The organism is Actinoplanes sp. NPDC049668 (assembly GCF_044465445.1).
Classification (GTDB): domain Bacteria; phylum Actinomycetota; class Actinomycetes; order Mycobacteriales; family Micromonosporaceae; genus Actinoplanes.
Genome location: NZ_JBITLR010000003.1, coordinates 371,708 through 386,859 on the forward strand (window position 1 = coordinate 371,708; position 15,152 = coordinate 386,859).

Annotated in this window: 12 protein-coding genes; 6 read left to right on the forward strand and 6 right to left on the reverse strand. The window is 74.2% G+C overall.

Annotated features, from left to right (window positions below; genetic code table 11):
* Positions 1-5: 5 nt before the first annotated feature.
* Complete coding sequence (gene lpdA, locus ACIBSW_RS14385) at positions 6-1,391, reverse strand: dihydrolipoyl dehydrogenase (protein ID WP_354717176.1); 1,386 nt, start codon at positions 1,389-1,391, stop codon at positions 6-8.
* A 103-nt stretch (positions 1,392-1,494) separates the two neighbouring features.
* Here lpdA and ACIBSW_RS14390 point away from each other — a divergent pair, with 103 nt between their 5' ends.
* Positions 1,495-1,878, forward strand: a complete 384-nt coding sequence (locus tag ACIBSW_RS14390) for a hypothetical protein (protein ID WP_404799329.1) — start codon at positions 1,495-1,497, stop codon at positions 1,876-1,878.
* 19 nt (positions 1,879-1,897) lie between these two features.
* Here ACIBSW_RS14390 and ACIBSW_RS14395 read toward each other — a convergent pair whose 3' ends face one another.
* The gene (locus ACIBSW_RS14395; protein ID WP_354717173.1) at positions 1,898-3,448 is read right to left on the reverse strand and encodes a leucyl aminopeptidase; all 1,551 of its coding nucleotides are present in this window, start codon (positions 3,446-3,448) and stop codon (positions 1,898-1,900) included.
* Between the two features lie 266 nt (positions 3,449-3,714).
* Between ACIBSW_RS14395 and ACIBSW_RS14400 the strand changes: the two genes are divergently transcribed.
* Genes ACIBSW_RS14400 through ACIBSW_RS14410 form a run of 3 tightly spaced genes read left to right on the forward strand, consistent with a single transcriptional unit; the run spans position 3,715 to position 5,869 of the window.
* Entirely contained in the window at positions 3,715-4,341 is a 627-nt protein-coding gene (locus tag ACIBSW_RS14400; RefSeq protein WP_354717171.1) for a hypothetical protein, read from the forward strand.
* A 56-nt stretch (positions 4,342-4,397) separates the two neighbouring features.
* Positions 4,398-5,501 (forward strand): glycine cleavage system aminomethyltransferase GcvT, encoded by a 1,104-nt coding sequence (gene gcvT / locus ACIBSW_RS14405; RefSeq protein ID WP_354717169.1) that lies wholly within the window; start codon positions 4,398-4,400, stop codon positions 5,499-5,501.
* Positions 5,501-5,869 (forward strand): MmcQ/YjbR family DNA-binding protein, encoded by a 369-nt coding sequence (locus tag ACIBSW_RS14410; RefSeq protein WP_354717167.1) that lies wholly within the window; start codon positions 5,501-5,503, stop codon positions 5,867-5,869. The genes gcvT and ACIBSW_RS14410 overlap by 1 nt, the downstream gene beginning before the upstream one ends.
* Here ACIBSW_RS14410 and cobS read toward each other — a convergent pair.
* Both cobS and ACIBSW_RS14420 read right to left on the reverse strand, forming a co-directional pair.
* Positions 5,840-6,562, reverse strand: coding sequence for an adenosylcobinamide-GDP ribazoletransferase (gene cobS, locus ACIBSW_RS14415; protein ID WP_354717165.1), 723 nt, complete (start codon positions 6,560-6,562; stop codon positions 5,840-5,842). The genes ACIBSW_RS14410 and cobS overlap by 30 nt on opposite strands.
* A complete protein-coding gene (locus ACIBSW_RS14420) occupies positions 6,555-8,366 on the reverse strand; it encodes a bifunctional adenosylcobinamide kinase/adenosylcobinamide-phosphate guanylyltransferase (RefSeq protein WP_354717163.1) in 1,812 nt (603 codons plus the stop codon). The genes cobS and ACIBSW_RS14420 overlap by 8 nt, the downstream gene beginning before the upstream one ends.
* Positions 8,367-8,504: 138 nt before the next feature.
* On the opposite strand from ACIBSW_RS14420, the gene ACIBSW_RS14425 reads away from it, so the two are divergent.
* A complete protein-coding gene (locus ACIBSW_RS14425; protein WP_354717161.1) occupies positions 8,505-8,702 on the forward strand; it encodes a hypothetical protein in 198 nt (65 codons plus the stop codon).
* Positions 8,703-8,740: 38 nt separating this feature from the next.
* Complete coding sequence (locus ACIBSW_RS14430) at positions 8,741-9,526, forward strand: site-2 protease family protein (protein WP_354717160.1); 786 nt, start codon at positions 8,741-8,743, stop codon at positions 9,524-9,526.
* Between the two features lie 36 nt (positions 9,527-9,562).
* Here the strand turns inward: ACIBSW_RS14430 and ACIBSW_RS14435 are convergent, their stop codons facing one another.
* Both ACIBSW_RS14435 and ACIBSW_RS14440 read right to left on the reverse strand, forming a co-directional pair.
* A complete protein-coding gene (locus tag ACIBSW_RS14435; protein ID WP_354717158.1) occupies positions 9,563-10,561 on the reverse strand; it encodes an aldo/keto reductase family protein in 999 nt (332 codons plus the stop codon).
* Between the two features lie 21 nt (positions 10,562-10,582).
* Positions 10,583-14,896 (reverse strand): WG repeat-containing protein, encoded by a 4,314-nt coding sequence (locus ACIBSW_RS14440; protein ID WP_354717156.1) that lies wholly within the window; start codon positions 14,894-14,896, stop codon positions 10,583-10,585.
* Positions 14,897-15,152 lie beyond the last annotated feature (256 nt).

The following is a 15,152-nucleotide window of genomic DNA, read 5'->3' on the forward strand; positions in this document are numbered from 1 at the left end:
CGAAATCAGGCGTGTGCGTGCAGCGGCTTGCCGGCCAGTGCGAGGAAGGCCTCGCCGAGCGCCTCGTTCTGGGTCGGGTGCGCGTGCACGAGCTGGGCGACCTCTTCCGGGAACGCCTCCCAGTTGTAGATCAGCTGAGCCTCGCCGACGAGCTCGCCCATCCGGGCACCGACCATGTGCACGCCGACGACCGGGCCGTCGTTGACCCGGACCAGCTTCACGAAGCCCTGCGTCTTGAGGATCTGGCTCTTGCCGTTGCCGCCGAGGTTGTAGCTGTAGGAGGTGACCTTGTCGGCGCCGTACTGCTCCTTGGCCTTGGCCTCGGTGAGGCCGACCGAGGCGACCTCGGGGTCGGAGTAGGTGACGCGGGGGATGCCGTTCTCGTCGATGACGGCCGGGTTCTTGCCCGCGATCTCCTCGGCCACGAAGATGCCCTGCTGGAAGCCGCGGTGCGCCAGCTGCAGGCCGGGCACGATGTCGCCGACCGCGTAGATGTTGCCGACGCCGGTGTGCAGGCGCTCGTTGGTGATCACGAAGCCCCGGTCGAGGGTGATGCCCTGCTGCTCGAAGCCCAAGTCGCCGGTGGTCGGTCCGCGGCCGACCGCGACCAGCAGGATCTCGGCCTCGACGCTCTCGCCGCCGGCCAGGTACGCCTTGACGCCGTTCTCGGTGTGCTCGACCTTCTCGAACGGCTTGCCGACCTTGAAGTTGATCTTCCGCTTGCGGAAGGCGCGCTCGACCGCCTTCGAGATCTCCTCGTCCTCGGCGGCGACCAGGCGGGGCAGAGCCTCCAGGATGGTCACGTCGGCGCCGAAGGACTTCCAGACGCTGGCGAACTCGACGCCGATGACGCCGCCGCCGAGCACGATCGCCGAAGCCGGCACCCGGTCGAGCCGCAGGGCGTGCTCGCTGGTCAGCACGCGCTTGCCGTCGACCTCGAGGCCGGGCAGCGAGCGGGAGTACGAGCCGGTGGCGAGGATGACGTTGCGTCCGGTGTAGCGCGCGCCGTCGACCTCCACCGTGTCGCGGGAGACGAGCTTGCCCGCGCCCTGGACCATGGTGATGTTCGGCTGCTTCATCAGGCCCTGCAGGCCCTTGTAGAGGCGCCCGACGACACCGTCCTTATAGGCGTTCACACCGGCCATGTCGATGCCGACCAGATCGGCCTTGATGCCGAACTGCTCGCTCTCGCGGGTCTGGTCGGCGAGCTCGGCCGCGTGCAGCAGGGCCTTGGTCGGAATGCAGCCGCGGTGCAGGCAGGTTCCGCCCAGCTCCGCCTTGTCGATCAGGGCCACCGACAGGTTCAGCTCGGCCGCGCGCAGCGCGGCGGCATAGCCGCCACTGCCGGCGCCGAGGATCACGATGTCGAAGGTTCCGCCCGGCTGGCTCACGTCTACTCCCGGATCGCGTTCGTTGCCACATGGGTCGCATGGTGGAAACGGTCACAGCTGTCCTGGCCATCTTGTCACTTACCGCGCCTGTCTATGTATCCAGGTGCCCAACGAGACCGGCGCAGGACGTACCCTTGCGGCAATTGACGGTAAGGGGTGGGGCGTGGGGTGGTTCCGGCGACGCAAGGAGCCGATCCGTGGGGGCGGCCGACCGGCGGATCGTGCCGATCTTGAGCATCTTGCGGAGTTTGTCCGGTCTCGGCGTGGCGTCGAGGGCTTCATCGAGCCCCGTACCACGGTGACCGAGACCACGGTGTTGCTCGTGGCACACGACGGCGAGTGGACCCGGCGGCGCGTGGACTCACCGGAGACCGCCCGGCGCTTCGCACACCAGCTCGCCATGCCCATCTACGACGTCCGCCTGATGGGCTACCCCCAGCGCATGCGCGACTACAACGCCCGCCAGAAGCGGAGGCCGGCCTCCTAAGAGGCCAGCCTCCGTCAGGTCATCCGTTGGCGGCGATGTCGTCGATCAGGGTCAGGAGGGTGCGGACCGGTACGCCGGTGCCGCCCTTCGTCCAGTAACCGCTCGCCTCGCCCGTGTGGTACGACGGCCCGGCGATGTCGATGTGCGCCCACTCGACGCCGTCCGCCACGAACTCCCGCAGGAACACGCCGCCCTGCAGCATGTGCCCGGCCCGGTCCATGCTGGCGTTGACCTGGCTGATGTCGGCCACCTCGGACTCCATGCCCTTGCGCACGTCGTCCGGCAGCGGCATCGGCCAGGCCGGCTCGCCGACCTCGTCGCCGGCCGCCTTGACCCGCTCGCAGGTCTCCGGCGAGCCCATCACGCCGGCGATGCGCTTGCCGAGCGCGACCACCTGCCCACCGGTCAGTGTGGACGTCTCGAAGACGTAGTCGGTGCCGTCGGCGCAGGCGCGGGCGATCGCGTCGGCGAGCACCATCCGGCCCTCGGCGTCGGTGTTGAGCACCTCGACCCGCTTGCCGTTGAACATCGTGATGACGTCGCCGGGCCGGTACGCCGTACCGGAGGGCATGTTCTCCGCCATGGCCAGGTAGCCGGTGACCGCGACCGGCGGCCGGAGCGCGGCGACCGCCAGCATCGTGGCGCCGACGGCGGCGGCGCCGGCCATGTCGGACTTCATCTCCCACATGCCCGCGGCCGGCTTGATGCTGATGCCGCCGGTGTCGAACGTGATGCCCTTGCCGACCAGCGCGACCCGCTTCGGGTTCGCCACCCCCTGCGGGGTGTAGCTGAGCTTGACCAGCCGCGGCGGCGCCTCGGAGCCCTGGCCGACCGCGACGATGCCGCCGTAGCCACCCGCCTTGAGCTGGTCGAAGTCGAGGATCTCGACCTCGAGGCCGGTGCCGTCCGCGGCGGCCGCGACGGCGTCGGCGAACTGCGGCGGGCGCAGCTTGTTGGGCGCGGTGTTCACCCAGTCCCGGGTCAGCCGCACGACCTTGGCGACCACCTCGGCGCGCTCGACCTCGGCCCGGGCGGCCGCGTCGGCCGCGTCGGGCACGGTCACCTGCAGCGCCTTGACCGGGTCGCGGCGGGCTGGCTGCGGCTTGGTCTTGTAACCGGCGAAACGGTACGACCCGAGCAGCGCGCCCTCGAGGATCGCGCGCAGCACGCCGGGCGCGTCGGAGTCGTCGGGCACCGGCAGCGCCAGCGCGACGGTGGCGCTGCCGGCCAGCGCGCGCACCGCGGCGCCGGTGCCACGGCGCAGGGTCTCCGTCGTGGGCGCGGAGCCGGTCGGCTCGTCGCCGAGGCCGACGGCGACGATCAGCGGCGCCGCGACGGTGCCGAGCGTGGCGAGCTTGATCACCTCGCCGGCGGTGCCGGTCGCGCCGAGCAGGGTCAGCGTCGAGATCAGCTTTCCGTCGAACGCGGCGGCGATGCTCTCCGCGCCGGCGGCCGGCAGGACCGCGCCGCCCTCATCGGGCTGACTGTGCAGCCCGATGACGATCGCGTCGACGGCCAGTTCGGCCGGGTCGCTGTCGACCAGGCTGAGGGTGGGTGCGGGGTGGGTCACTCGGGCTCTCCGCGACGACTGGGGCCGGGAGCTCCCTCGTGGGACGCCCCGACGGGTGTGGTCACCCCGGCGCGGTTCGCGCCGGACGGTGTTGTCCCGCCGATGCTAACCAAGGTTAAGGCTGCGTGATCCTTCCGGCGCCCGGTCAACGGCGAATTCGTCTTCACATCTGCGTCAACCGTCCGCGCACAGACGGTAATCGGCGTTGCGAGATCATCCACCGGGGCTCACAATCCGGACGAGCTCTCACATTTCGAAGGACGGCGATGACCAACCCCGACCCCGTACCGCCCACCGATTCCGGCCCGCCGCCCTGGCAGCCGCCACCCGCACCGCAGGGCTTCCACCCGCCTGCCTTCGCCCCGGCCCCGCCGCCGCGGAAGAAGTCCTTCCTGCCCTGGCTGATCGCCGGCGGCGTCGCCGTGGTGCTGCTGCTCTGCGGCGGCATCGGCGTCGCGGTGACCGTCGCGGCCAACCGAATCGAGGCGGAGGCGAACAGGCCCCTGTCCGCCTGGGAGGAGGAGCAGGCGCGCCGGGCACAGCAGGACCCGGTCCCCGACCTGCCCGAGGAGCTGGAGGAGGCCGAGCCGGTCGTGACGCCGGCCGCGTCGGACTTCAAGCTCACGCCGAAGATCACCGGCCGGCAGTGCTTCGGCTCGGCCGGCTGCAACATCAAGTTCAAGGTGAAGATGGCGTACACCGGCCCGGCGCTCTCGGAGACCGACACGTGGGCCGTCACCTACGAGGTCTCCGGCGTCGAGGACGGGCCGATGATCGGCACCTTCGAGGTCAGCGGCGAGCGGTACAACGCGGACGAGGAGCTCACGCACACCTCCGGCCCCAAGAAGAAGCTCACGATCAAGGTGACCGACATCGAGCGGGTCGGGTTCTGACACCGATCCGCCGGTAGCTGTCGGCGGCGGCCGAGGCCACGGGTAAGTTGCCACTCATGTCTGCCGAGGCCGCCGCCCTGCTCCGTTCGCCCCTGCACGAGCGCCACGCCGCGCTCGGGGCCAAGTTCGCCGCCTTCGGCGGCTGGGAGATGCCCCTGGAGTACGCGGGCGGCGGTGTCCTGCGCGAGCACGCCGCCGTGCGCGAGGCCGTCGGCGTCTTCGACGTGTCACACCTCGGCAAGGCCCGGGTCACCGGCCCGGGGGCCGCGGACTTCGTCAACTCCTGCCTGAGCAACGACCTGGGCCGCATCTCCGCCGGCAAGGCGCAGTACACGCTCTGCTGCGACGACGCGTCGGGCGGCGTGGTCGACGACCTGATCGCGTACCTGATCGGGCCGGACGAGGTCTTCCTGATCCCGAACGCCGCCAACACCGCCGAGGTCGTGCGCCGGCTGGCCGCGGCCGCCCCCGACGGCATCACCGTCACCGACGAGCACCGCCGGTTCGCCGTCCTCGCGGTGCAGGGCCCGCGGTCGGCCGAGACCATCACCGGGCTCGGGCTGCCCACCGACCATGACTACATGTCGTTCAACCCGGCCCGGATCGGCGGCGTCGACCTGATCGTCTGCCGCACCGGCTACACCGGGGAGCACGGCTACGAGCTGGTCGTGCCGTGGGACGACGCCGGCACCGTCTGGGACACGCTGGTCGAGGCCGGCGTCCGCCCGTGCGGGCTCGGCGCCCGCGACACGCTGCGCACCGAGATGGGCTACCCGCTGCACGGGCAGGAGCTGTCCCTGGAGATCACCCCGGTGCAGGCCCGCTCCGGCTGGGCGGTCGGCTGGTCCAAGCCCGCGTTCTGGGGCCGCGACGCGCTGCTCGCCGAGAAGGCGGCCGGCCCGCGCCGGCTGCTGCGCGGCCTCGAGCTCACCGGCCGCGGCATCCCGCGCTGTCACATGCCCGTGTACGCGGGTGAGACGCAGGTCGGCGAGATCACCAGCGGCACGTTCTCGCCGACGAAGAAGGTCGGCATCGCGCTGGCCCTGCTGGACAGCGCCGCCGGGCTGTCCGAGGGCGACCTCGTCGAGATCGACATCCGGGGCCGCCGCACCGAGGCGCGGATCGTGAAGCCGCCGTTCGTCGACACCTCGGTGCGCTGATGGCCGCCACCTGGGCGGAGGTGCGGGAATGGGTCCTCGCGCTGCCCGGTGGCCGCGAGGCGTTCGTGGAGCAGTGGGGCGACTGGACCCTGCGGTACGGCGAGAAGGTCTTCGTCGTCGGCGGCCCCGACCACGACACCGTCTCGGTAAAGGCGTCCAAGGAGGAGCAGGCCGAGCTGGTCTCGAGCGCGCCGGAGACGTACTCGCCGGCGCCGTACGTCGGCCGGTACGGCTGGGTGCGGGTGGTGCTGGCCCAGGCCGACGCGGGCGAGCTGCGGCAGGTGGTCACCGAGGCGTGGCGCCGGACCGCGCCGAAGAAGGTCGTCCGGGAGTACGACTCAACCCAGGGCCAGGCCGACCAGGGTTAGCGTCGTGGTCGCCTCGACGGAGGCGCCCAGCACGTCGCCCGTGATGCCGCCGAACCGGCGTACCGCGTGGCGCTGCAGCAGGACCACGACGAGCAGGGCGGCGGCGACGGCGGCCGGACCCTGCCAGGGGCGGCCCGGCACCGCGAACACCGCCGCGGCCGCCACCAGGGCCGCGGCCCCGGCGACCACCGGAACCGGCACGGTCGACGCGACCAGCGCGCCGAGGCCCTCCGGGCGCGCGGCGCCGACGCCGCGGCGGCAGGCGACCGTGACGCCGAGCCGCCCGGCCGCCCAGGCGACCACGATCGCCGCGGGCCCGACCTCGGTCAGCGCGGCGGCCTGGATCAGCAGGACCAGGGCGATCGCGGCGACGCCGAACGGCCCGATGTCCGGCTTCTTCATGATCTCGAGCGCCTGCTCGCGGCCGCGGTAGGAGCCGAGGGCGTCGACCGTGTCCGCGAGGCCGTCCAGGTGCAGGCCCCGGGTCAGCAGCGCGCCCGCGGCAACGGTGACCGTCGCGGCGACCGGGCCCTGGCCGAGCAGCACGAAGACGCCGGCCAGCACCGCGCCGAGCAGCGCGCCGACGAGCGGCGCGAGGCTCATCGCGACGGCGGCCGTGCGGCGGTCGATCCGGCCGGCCCGGACCGGCAGCACCGTCAGCGTGGTGAGCGCCAGGCGCAACCCGTCAAACACCGGCCGGTTCGACCCCGTCCGGCTCGGCCTCGCCGTCCGGCTCGAGGTCCGGGTCGAGGCCCGCGTCGCCGTGCCCGGCGAGCAGCGCCGGGTGCACCGGCAGCGCGCCGGCCAGGGCGATCGCGGCGCGCAGCAGCGGCAGCGCGGCCAGGGCGTTGGCGCCCTCGCCGAGGTCGAGGCCCAGCTCCATGACCGGGGTCAGGCCCAGCACGTCGGCGCCCTGCCGGACCAGCTGATGGGTGCCCGCCTCGGCGAGCAGGCACCAGTGCCGGGACTGGCTGGCGATGTCCCGGGCGATGAGCCCGGCCGCGATGCCCAGCGGCCCGTCCACCACCACCGGCATGCGCCGCGACGCCGCGCCGAGCAGCGCGCCCGTCGCGACGGCCAGGTCGGCGCCGCCGAGCTGGGCCAGGATGTCCTTCGCGCCGCGCGGGTCCTGCCGGATGCGGTGCATGGCGTCGCGCACCGCGGCGCACCGCAGCATCCAGGCGTCGTCGTCGTAGCGGCCGCCGGGCGCCAGCACCCGGGGCAGCAGCGCGACCGGCTCGGCGCCGGTGGTCGCGGCCAGCACGGCCGTCGCGGCGGCCTCCGTCCCGGTGCCGCAGGAGCCGATGATCAGCACGTCCCGGCCCTCGTCGGCGGCGGCGTCGGCGAGCTCCCAGCCCTGCCGCAGCGCGTCGTCGACGGCCTCGGCGCCGAGCACCGGGCCGTCCTCCATGGCGCCCGCCGCGGCGGTGCGCACCACCACGATGTCGGCGCCGGCGCTCGCGGCCAGGGCGGCCAGGGCGCCCTCGCCGGCCTCGGCCAGCGCGGCCCGGCGCTCGGAGTCCGGCACGTCGGCGCCCGCGGCCGCGCCGCCGGCGTGCCGGCCGTCGATCAGCAGGACGCGGGCCGGTCCCCACGGGCGCGGCACCGCGCTCGCCTGGGTCGCGGCGGCGAACTCGACCGCCTCGACCAGCGCGCCGAGGCCCGCGCCGGGCAGGTCGACGCCGGCGAGGCGGTCGCGCGCGTCGGGGCCCGCGTCGCCGTCGGGCAGAGGCATGTCCATGCCGGGCGCGATGACCGCGCCGTCGTCGGTACGGGGGTGCGCCTCGGCGGGCGTCGTCGGCGGCGGCGCGGCCGCGGCCATCGCGGCGTGCATCGCCGCCGCGTCGAGCCGCGGCGCCTCGACGACGACCGTGTCCCGCGGCGCGGGCGGGGCCGCCCGTTCCGCCGCGCCGTTCTCGGCCTCCAGGTCCGTGGTGATCCCCGGCGCGTCCGGACCGGACTTCAGCCAGGTCGGTCGGCCGGCCACCACGAACGCCACCCGGTCGCACGCGCCGGCGAGCTCCTGGTTGGCCGTGCCGAGCGCGTCCGCGAACGCCCGCCCGACCGCGGTGGTCGGCACCAGCGACAGGCCCACCTCCGGGCTGACCAGCACCACGCGGGCGGCGCACGCCCGGACCGCGTCGGCGAGCGCGGTCACCGTCGCCAGGTCGTCGTTCGGCTGCCGGGCCGGGTCGAGCAGCGCCGCGACCCAGCCGCCCAGGTCGTCGACGAGCAGGGTGTCGTCGGGCTTGGCCTCGGTGAGCACGGCGGTCAGGCCCGCGGGGTCCGCGCCGGTCTCCTCGGTGGTCCAGGACTGCGGCCGGCGGCGCTGATGCGCCTCGATCCGGGCCCGCCACTCCGGGTCGTCCTCGCCGCCGACGGCCGTGGCCACATAACGGACCGACGCGGCGCCGGCGACCAGCGCCTCGGCGAACGCGGACTTGCCGGACCGGATCCCGCCGAGAACCAGGATCGAACGCCACCCGTCAGCAGACATGCCCCGTACTTTAGGGCCGGGCGTCACGATCATGGGGGCCGACCCGGCCCCGGCCGCGCCCGGGCGTTCCGGGTGCACCGGCGCGCACACCGTAGGGTGGCTACAGGACCTTTGCTCGACACCTGAGGAGGCGGCGGAATGCCGTGGAGTTGGCGGTACGAGGGCGTCGACGGGCAGCCGGTGGCCGGCCCTGCCGAGTCGTTCAGCAGCCAGGCGGACGCCGAGTCATGGATCGGCCAGGCCTGGCGTGAGCTCGCGGCCGCCGGAGTCACCCAGGTCACCCTCGTCGAGGACGACCGGGTCGACTACCAGATGAGTCTGCTGCCGGCCGAGTGAACTACCAGGTCTCGCGGGGCTCCCCGAAGAGCGCCTTCGTGCCGAGTCCCGTCTTCGTCGGGATTCTCGCCATCACGGGGGTGGCCGGCTGGATGACCTGGACCGCGTACGGCAACGTCCGGGTCGACGTCTTCCTGCTGGTCATCTCCGGCTGGGTGCTCTCGCTCTGCCTGCACGAGTACGCGCACGCCATCGTCGCGTACTTCGCCGGCGACCGGGGCGTCGCGGACCGGGGCTACCTGCGGCTCGACCCGCTCAAGTACACGCACCCGGTGCTGTCGATCGTGCTGCCGCTGATCGCGGTGGTGCTGGGCGGCATCGGCCTGCCCGGCGGCGCGGTCTGGGTCGACCACGCGCACATCCGGAGCAAGGCCAAGCAGTCGCTGATCAGCGCGGCCGGCCCGGCGACGAACGTGGTGTTCGCGCTGGTGCTGGCGGTGCCGTTCGTGTTCGGCGCGGGCAGCGACGTGGTGCTTTTGCGGGACGGCTCCGGCGGGGTCGCGGTCGGCGGCAGCCACGGCGACTTCTGGGTGGCCATCGGCGCGCTCGCGTTCCTGCAGGTAACGGCGAGCCTGCTCAACCTGGTGCCGATGCCCGGCCTGGACGGCGGCAACATCATTCAGCCTTGGCTGAGCGAGCCGTACCAGCGGGCATACAACATGTTCGCCCCGTACGGCTTCATGCTGCTCTTCGTCCTGCTCTGGCAGTCGCGGATCAACCAGGCGTTCTTCGCGGTGGTCGGCTGGTTCGCGAGCCTGATCGGCATACCCCCGGGGCTGGGCGAGGTCGGGCTCTTCTACATGCGCTTCTGGTCATCCCTGTGACCCCGGCGCCCCCGTGAAGGGGCGCCGGGTGCACCGTCAGGGGCGCTGCGCCGGGCTGACCGTCTGCGCCGGGTCGCGCTCGATGACGCCGGAGAGCGCCTCGTCGATCGCCTTCATCAGGTCGTCCTCGAGCCGCACGCCGGCGGCCTTGGCGTTGTCGTAGACCTGCTCCGGGCGGGACGCGCCGATGATCGCCGCCGAGACGTTGGGGTTCTGCAGCACCCAGGCCACCGCGAGCTGGGCCATCGACAGCCCCGCCTGCTCGGCGAGCGGCTTGAGGCGCTGCACGGCGGTGAGCACTTCGTCGCTGAGCCAGCGCGAGATGAAGTCGGCGCCCGACTTGTCGTCGGTGGCCCGCGAGCCGGCCGGCGGCTGCTTGCCCGGCTCGTACTTGCCGGTCAGCACGCCCTGCGCGATCGGCGACCAGACGATCTGGCCGACGCCGAGCTCGATCGAGGTCGGCACCACCTCGGGCTCGATGACCCGCCACAACGCCGAGTACTGCGGCTGGCTGGAGACCAGCTGGATCTTCAGCTCCCGGGCCAGCTCCCAGCCGGCGCGGATCTCGGTCGCGGTCCACTCCGAGACGCCGATGTAGTGCGCCTTGCCGGAGTGCACCACGTCGGCGAACGCCTGCATGGTCTCCTCGAGCGGCGTCGCGTAGTCGTAGCGGTGCGCCTGGTACAGGTCGACGTAGTCGACCTGCAGCCGGCGCAGCGAGCCGTTGATCGACTCCATGATGTGCTTGCGGGACAGCCCGCGGTCGTTCGGCCCCGGGCCGGTCGGCCAGTAGACCTTGGTGAAGATCTCGAGACCCTCGCGGCGCTCGCCCTTGAGCGCGCGGCCGAGGACCTCCTCAGCGCGGGTGCCCGCGTAGACGTCCGCGGTGTCGAATGTGGTGATGCCCACGTCGAGGGCGGCCTTGACGCACTTGGCGGCGGCCTCCTCCTCGACCTGGGAACCGTGGGTGATCCAGTTGCCGTAAGCGATCTCGCTGACCATGAGGCCGGAACGGCCGAGGTGACGGAACTCCATGTCCCGGACCCTACCCGCGCCTTACAGAACCGGCCGGGTGTCGGTCAGCAGTCGTTCTATCTCGTCCGCCACATCGGCGACCCGGGAGTGCACGACATCGACGATCATGTCGCCGCGCCGGTCGAGCGCGCCCCACCGGCCCTCGCGGTCGCCGATGATGAACGCCACCGGGTGGATCACGATCCGCGGGTGCACCGGGGCCACCAGGAACTGCCCGGTCCGGTCCACCACGCCGAGCCGGTCACCGGCGTCGACGACGGCCAGGCCGTCCGCGGTGAAGCCCTCGACCGGGCCGCCGGCGATCAGCTCGGTCGCGAAGCGCCGGAACTTCGGCTGCACCACGATCCGGCCGTGCCGGTCGATGGCGCCCCAGCCGCCGCGCCGCACCGCGGCCAGACCCTGCCGGAACGGCCGCACGTCGTCGAAGCCGCCGGGCACGATGACCCGGTTGTGCCAGTCGACGGCGAACCAGCCGCCGTCCTGGTCGCGCGACACCCAGGCCAGGCCGCCGCCGAACGGGCCGGCCTGCACGTACCCGCTGGAGGAGTCGATCAGCAGCGCGCCGGTCTCGTCGATCAGCTCCCAGGCGTCGTTGCCGGGCCGGCGTACCCAGGCGGCGCCCTCGTGGAACGGCTGCGCGTCGGCGTACCGCTCGGCGATGACGACGTCGCCGTTGGCGTCGGCGTAGCCCTGCCAGCCCGACTCGTAGTCGACCGCCGGGTGCGGCGGCCGGCTCTGCTGCAGGATCTCCTCGCGCGAGCGCGGATAGGGGCCCCAGCCGGCCTCCTGCACCCGCGCCATGACGGCGTCGAGGGCGACCTCGGTGCGGGCGATCAGGTCCGGGTCGTCGGCCCGGCGCAGCTCGACCGCGGCCTCGAAGTGAGTGCAGGCCTCGAGGTAGCGGCCCTGCTCGTAGCAGCACTTGCCGGCCTGGATGTGCATCTCGGCCCGCAGCCGGTCGGGCAGCTCGACGGAGTTGGCCTCCTCGAACAGCCGGTCGGCCTCGGCGAAGTCGCCCCGCCACTGCTGCACGTGCGCGAGCCGGGCCTGCACGATCGCGGTCCGCCGCAGCTCGCCGGTCGCCTCGGCGTGCCGCAGCGCCTCCCGGCCGTCGGCGAGGGCGCGGCCCAGGTCGCCGAGCACGCGGGAGACGACGGCGCGCAGGCTGAGCAGGCGGGCGCGGATGGTGTCGCGTTCGGCGTACTCGAGCTTGTCGCTGAGCCGGTCCCGCACGTCCAGGAGACGGTCCGGATCGTCGATCACCTCACGCAGGGTGAGGGGATCAAACTTCCAGGGGTACGTGGCCAGCACCTGCTCGGGGTCGGCGCGGCGCCGCACGGGCTCGAGTTCGGGCTCGGGCGGCGGAGCCACCGAGAGCGTCGGCAGTTGCATGCTCGGGATCGACACCGGGTCGGGCGCGGTGGGTGCCGGGGTGGCCTCGGTGGACGGTTCCTCCGCGACGGCGCTGTCACCCGCCTCGGCCTGGTCCGGACCGGGTTCGGCGGCACCGTCGGTGACGGCGGCGGGCTCACTCGGGGCCGGCGCGGGCTCGTCGGCGACCGGTTCGGCCGGGACGGGCTCGGCTCGGGTCAGGACGGGCTCGTCAGTGGCCGGTTCGTCGTCGACTTCCGGCTCGTCGGTGCTCGGTTCATCGGAGCTCGGCTCGTCCGGGAGGGTCTCCGCCGGGCTGGGGGCCGCCTCGGGCGTCGCGTCGGCCGGCTCCTCGACGGTGGGCTCGACCCCGGCGGGCTCCACGATGGTCGCGTCGACCGTCATGGGCTCGGCCTCGACCGGTTCGTCGACGGTGGACCGAGGCGTCGCGGGTTCGTCGTCGGCGACCTCGTCAACGGCATCCTCGACGACGACGGCCTCGATCACCGCGCCTTCGACGACGGTGGCTTCGACCGCCGGGACCTCGACTTCGACGGCTTCGACCTCGATGATCTCGGCTTCGATGACTTCGGCTTCGATGGCCTCGAGTTCGATGGCCTCGGCTTTGATGGCCTCGAGTTCGATGGCCTCGGCTTTGATGGCCTCGGCTTCGATCTCGATGGGCTCGATCGCTGCCGGGGAGTCCTCCGGAGCGATCGGCCCGCCGGGGAGGGTCGCCTCGGTCGCGGCCGCGTCGGGGCGCTCCTCCGGGACCGCCGACTCGGCGGGAGCCTCGACGACGGCCGCCGGATCGTCGTCGGCCTCAATCGGTGCCGGCTCGTGCTCGGCCGGCGCGTCCTCCTCGGTCGCGAGGTCGGCGGGCGCGACCTCCGGTTCCTCGGTCTCCGCCGGTACGACCAGGTCGGTCTCGGCGGTGTGCGAGAACCAGTCCTGCTTCGCGGGCTCGTCGCCGGCGTCCGCCGGGCCGTCCGCCGGTGCGTCGTCCGCGGCCGCGTCGTGGTCGTCCTGCGCCACGTCGATCGGGGCGTCCGTCGTCGCCTCGACCGGCTCCGGCGCGGGTTCGGGCTCGGAGGTGGTCGCGCCGAGGCCGCTCAGCGAGAGCAGCCAGCCGAGGCCGTGCGGCTCGTCGGCGGCCGGGTCGGTGCTCGCCGGTGCCGGGCTCGTGGCGTCGGGCGTGGCCGGTTCGGAGACGACCGCACCGGCCGCCGGATCCTCGCCGCTGAACCAGCTCGACGGCGCGGCCGGCGCCGCCGAGACGGGTGCCGCCGGCGGGGCGGGCGAGACCGGAGTCGGTGTCGCCGGCTGAACCGGGGGCGCCGAGACGGGCGGAGCCGGCGGGGCGCTCGCCGGCTCGACGGGCACCGGCGGGACGCCGTATGGCGGTCGCGGCGCCTGCCGCTCGTCCGGCGCGGGCGCGTGTCGCGGCTGCGGCTCGTAGGGGTGCGCCGGCGGGGCCGGGCGGTAGTGGGCGGGCTGGGCCGACGTCGGCCGAACCACCGGCGGCGCCTGCTGCTGCGCGACCACCGGCGGCACGAACCCGGGCTGCCCCGAAACGGGCCGAACCGGCGCCGCGGGCGGCGCGGAGTAGGCCGCCGGAGCCAACGGCGCGGGCGGTGCCGAGTGCGGCGCGGGCGGTGCCGAGTGCGGCGCGGGCGGTGCCGAGTGCGGCGCGGGCGGTGCCGAGTGCGGCGCGGGCGGTGCCGAGTGCGGTGCCGGCGGTGCCGAGAGCGGTGCCGGCGGTGCCGAGTGCGTGGCGGGTGGCGGCGCGTAGGCGGCCGGGCGCGCCGCGGGCGGCGGGGTCCGCGGCTGCTGCGGTTCGACCGGCGGCATGGCGCGCAGCGGCGGGGCGAGGCGCGGGTCCGTCGGCGGTTCCGCGCTGTGCCGGGAGACACGCCGCGGCGGATCGGCCGGCGGCTGGGCCGGCGGCGGCGCGGACCGGGGGCCGAGCGGCGTGGCGGGCCGGGGATCGACCGGCGGCGCCCACGACGGGTCCGGCGGCGTGGGCCGCGGTGCCTGGTACGGCGCGACCGGCGTCGCCTGACCCGGACCTTGATAGGCCGGGGTGTCGCGGCTGACCGGCCGGGCCGGCTGGTACGCCGCCGGCGCGGAGACCGGTCGCGCTCCGTAGCGCGGGTCGTCCTGCGCCGCCGGCCGTGGTGCGGGCCGCGACTCCGGGCCGGGCCGGGGCGCGGCCTGCGGCTCCGAGCCGGGCCGGGCGCCGGGGCGCAGGTCCTGCTGGGGCTGGGCCGGGCGGGCGAATCGCGGATCCGCCTCGGGCCTCGGCCCGCCGGACCGGGCGTCGTGCGGCTGCGGCCGCTGGTACCGCGGGTCGGCGCCCTGCGGGTGCTGGGCGTCCTGCGGGTGCCGGGCGTCCTGGAACCGCGGGTCCTGCGGCGGCTGCTGAGGCGCGGGCCCCGGGCGGGCGGTGCCGTACATCGGCGGTGCCGACTGCGGGCGCTCCGCCGACGGGCGCGGGTGGCGGTGGTCGGCGTCGGGCAGCCGCTCGGGCAGCGGCACCGGGCGGTTCCACGACGGCCCCGGCCGCTGGGGCGCCTGGGCCTGCGGCGACGCGGGTCCGGCCACGTACGGCGTACGCGGTGCGGGTTGATCCGGGCCGGACCAGGACGGCGGCGGCAGGGGCGGGCGGCCGACGGAGGCGCGGCCCGCGGCGGGCGAGACCGGCCGGGCCGGCGACGGCCCGCCGGACGACGGCGCCGGCGGTCCGGAGGCCTGTGCGATCTTGCGGAAGTCGGCGTCCCACTGCGAGGCGGCCTCGGCCGCGCGGGACGCGTCGTAGACAGGGTGATGCACGGCGCGGCGGCGGCCCGGGTCGCCGGGGTAGCGCTGCCCGGGCAGCGGCTCCCACTCCCAGGTGATCTCGTACACCCAGGCCGGCTCGTCGTCCCACCGGTTCGCACCGGAATGCGAGCTCCAACCGTTCATCGGGCAGCCCTCTGGGCGCCGGATGTCTGGCTACGCTCCGTCACGACGAAAATCCACCTTGTCGGAAATTGCTCGGTGGCAGGGCGGGGCACCGGGTACAGTCGCCCGGCTCCGCTGCGGGGGTTGTGAGAGGAGATTAACGGCGTGGACGGGCTCGACGCCAGGGTGCCTCAGATCTCTGCACGCCGTCCGTTCCGGGATACCTGCACTACTTTCGGCGCTCTCTCATGGTCGGGTTTCCGGAGGTACGCCACCT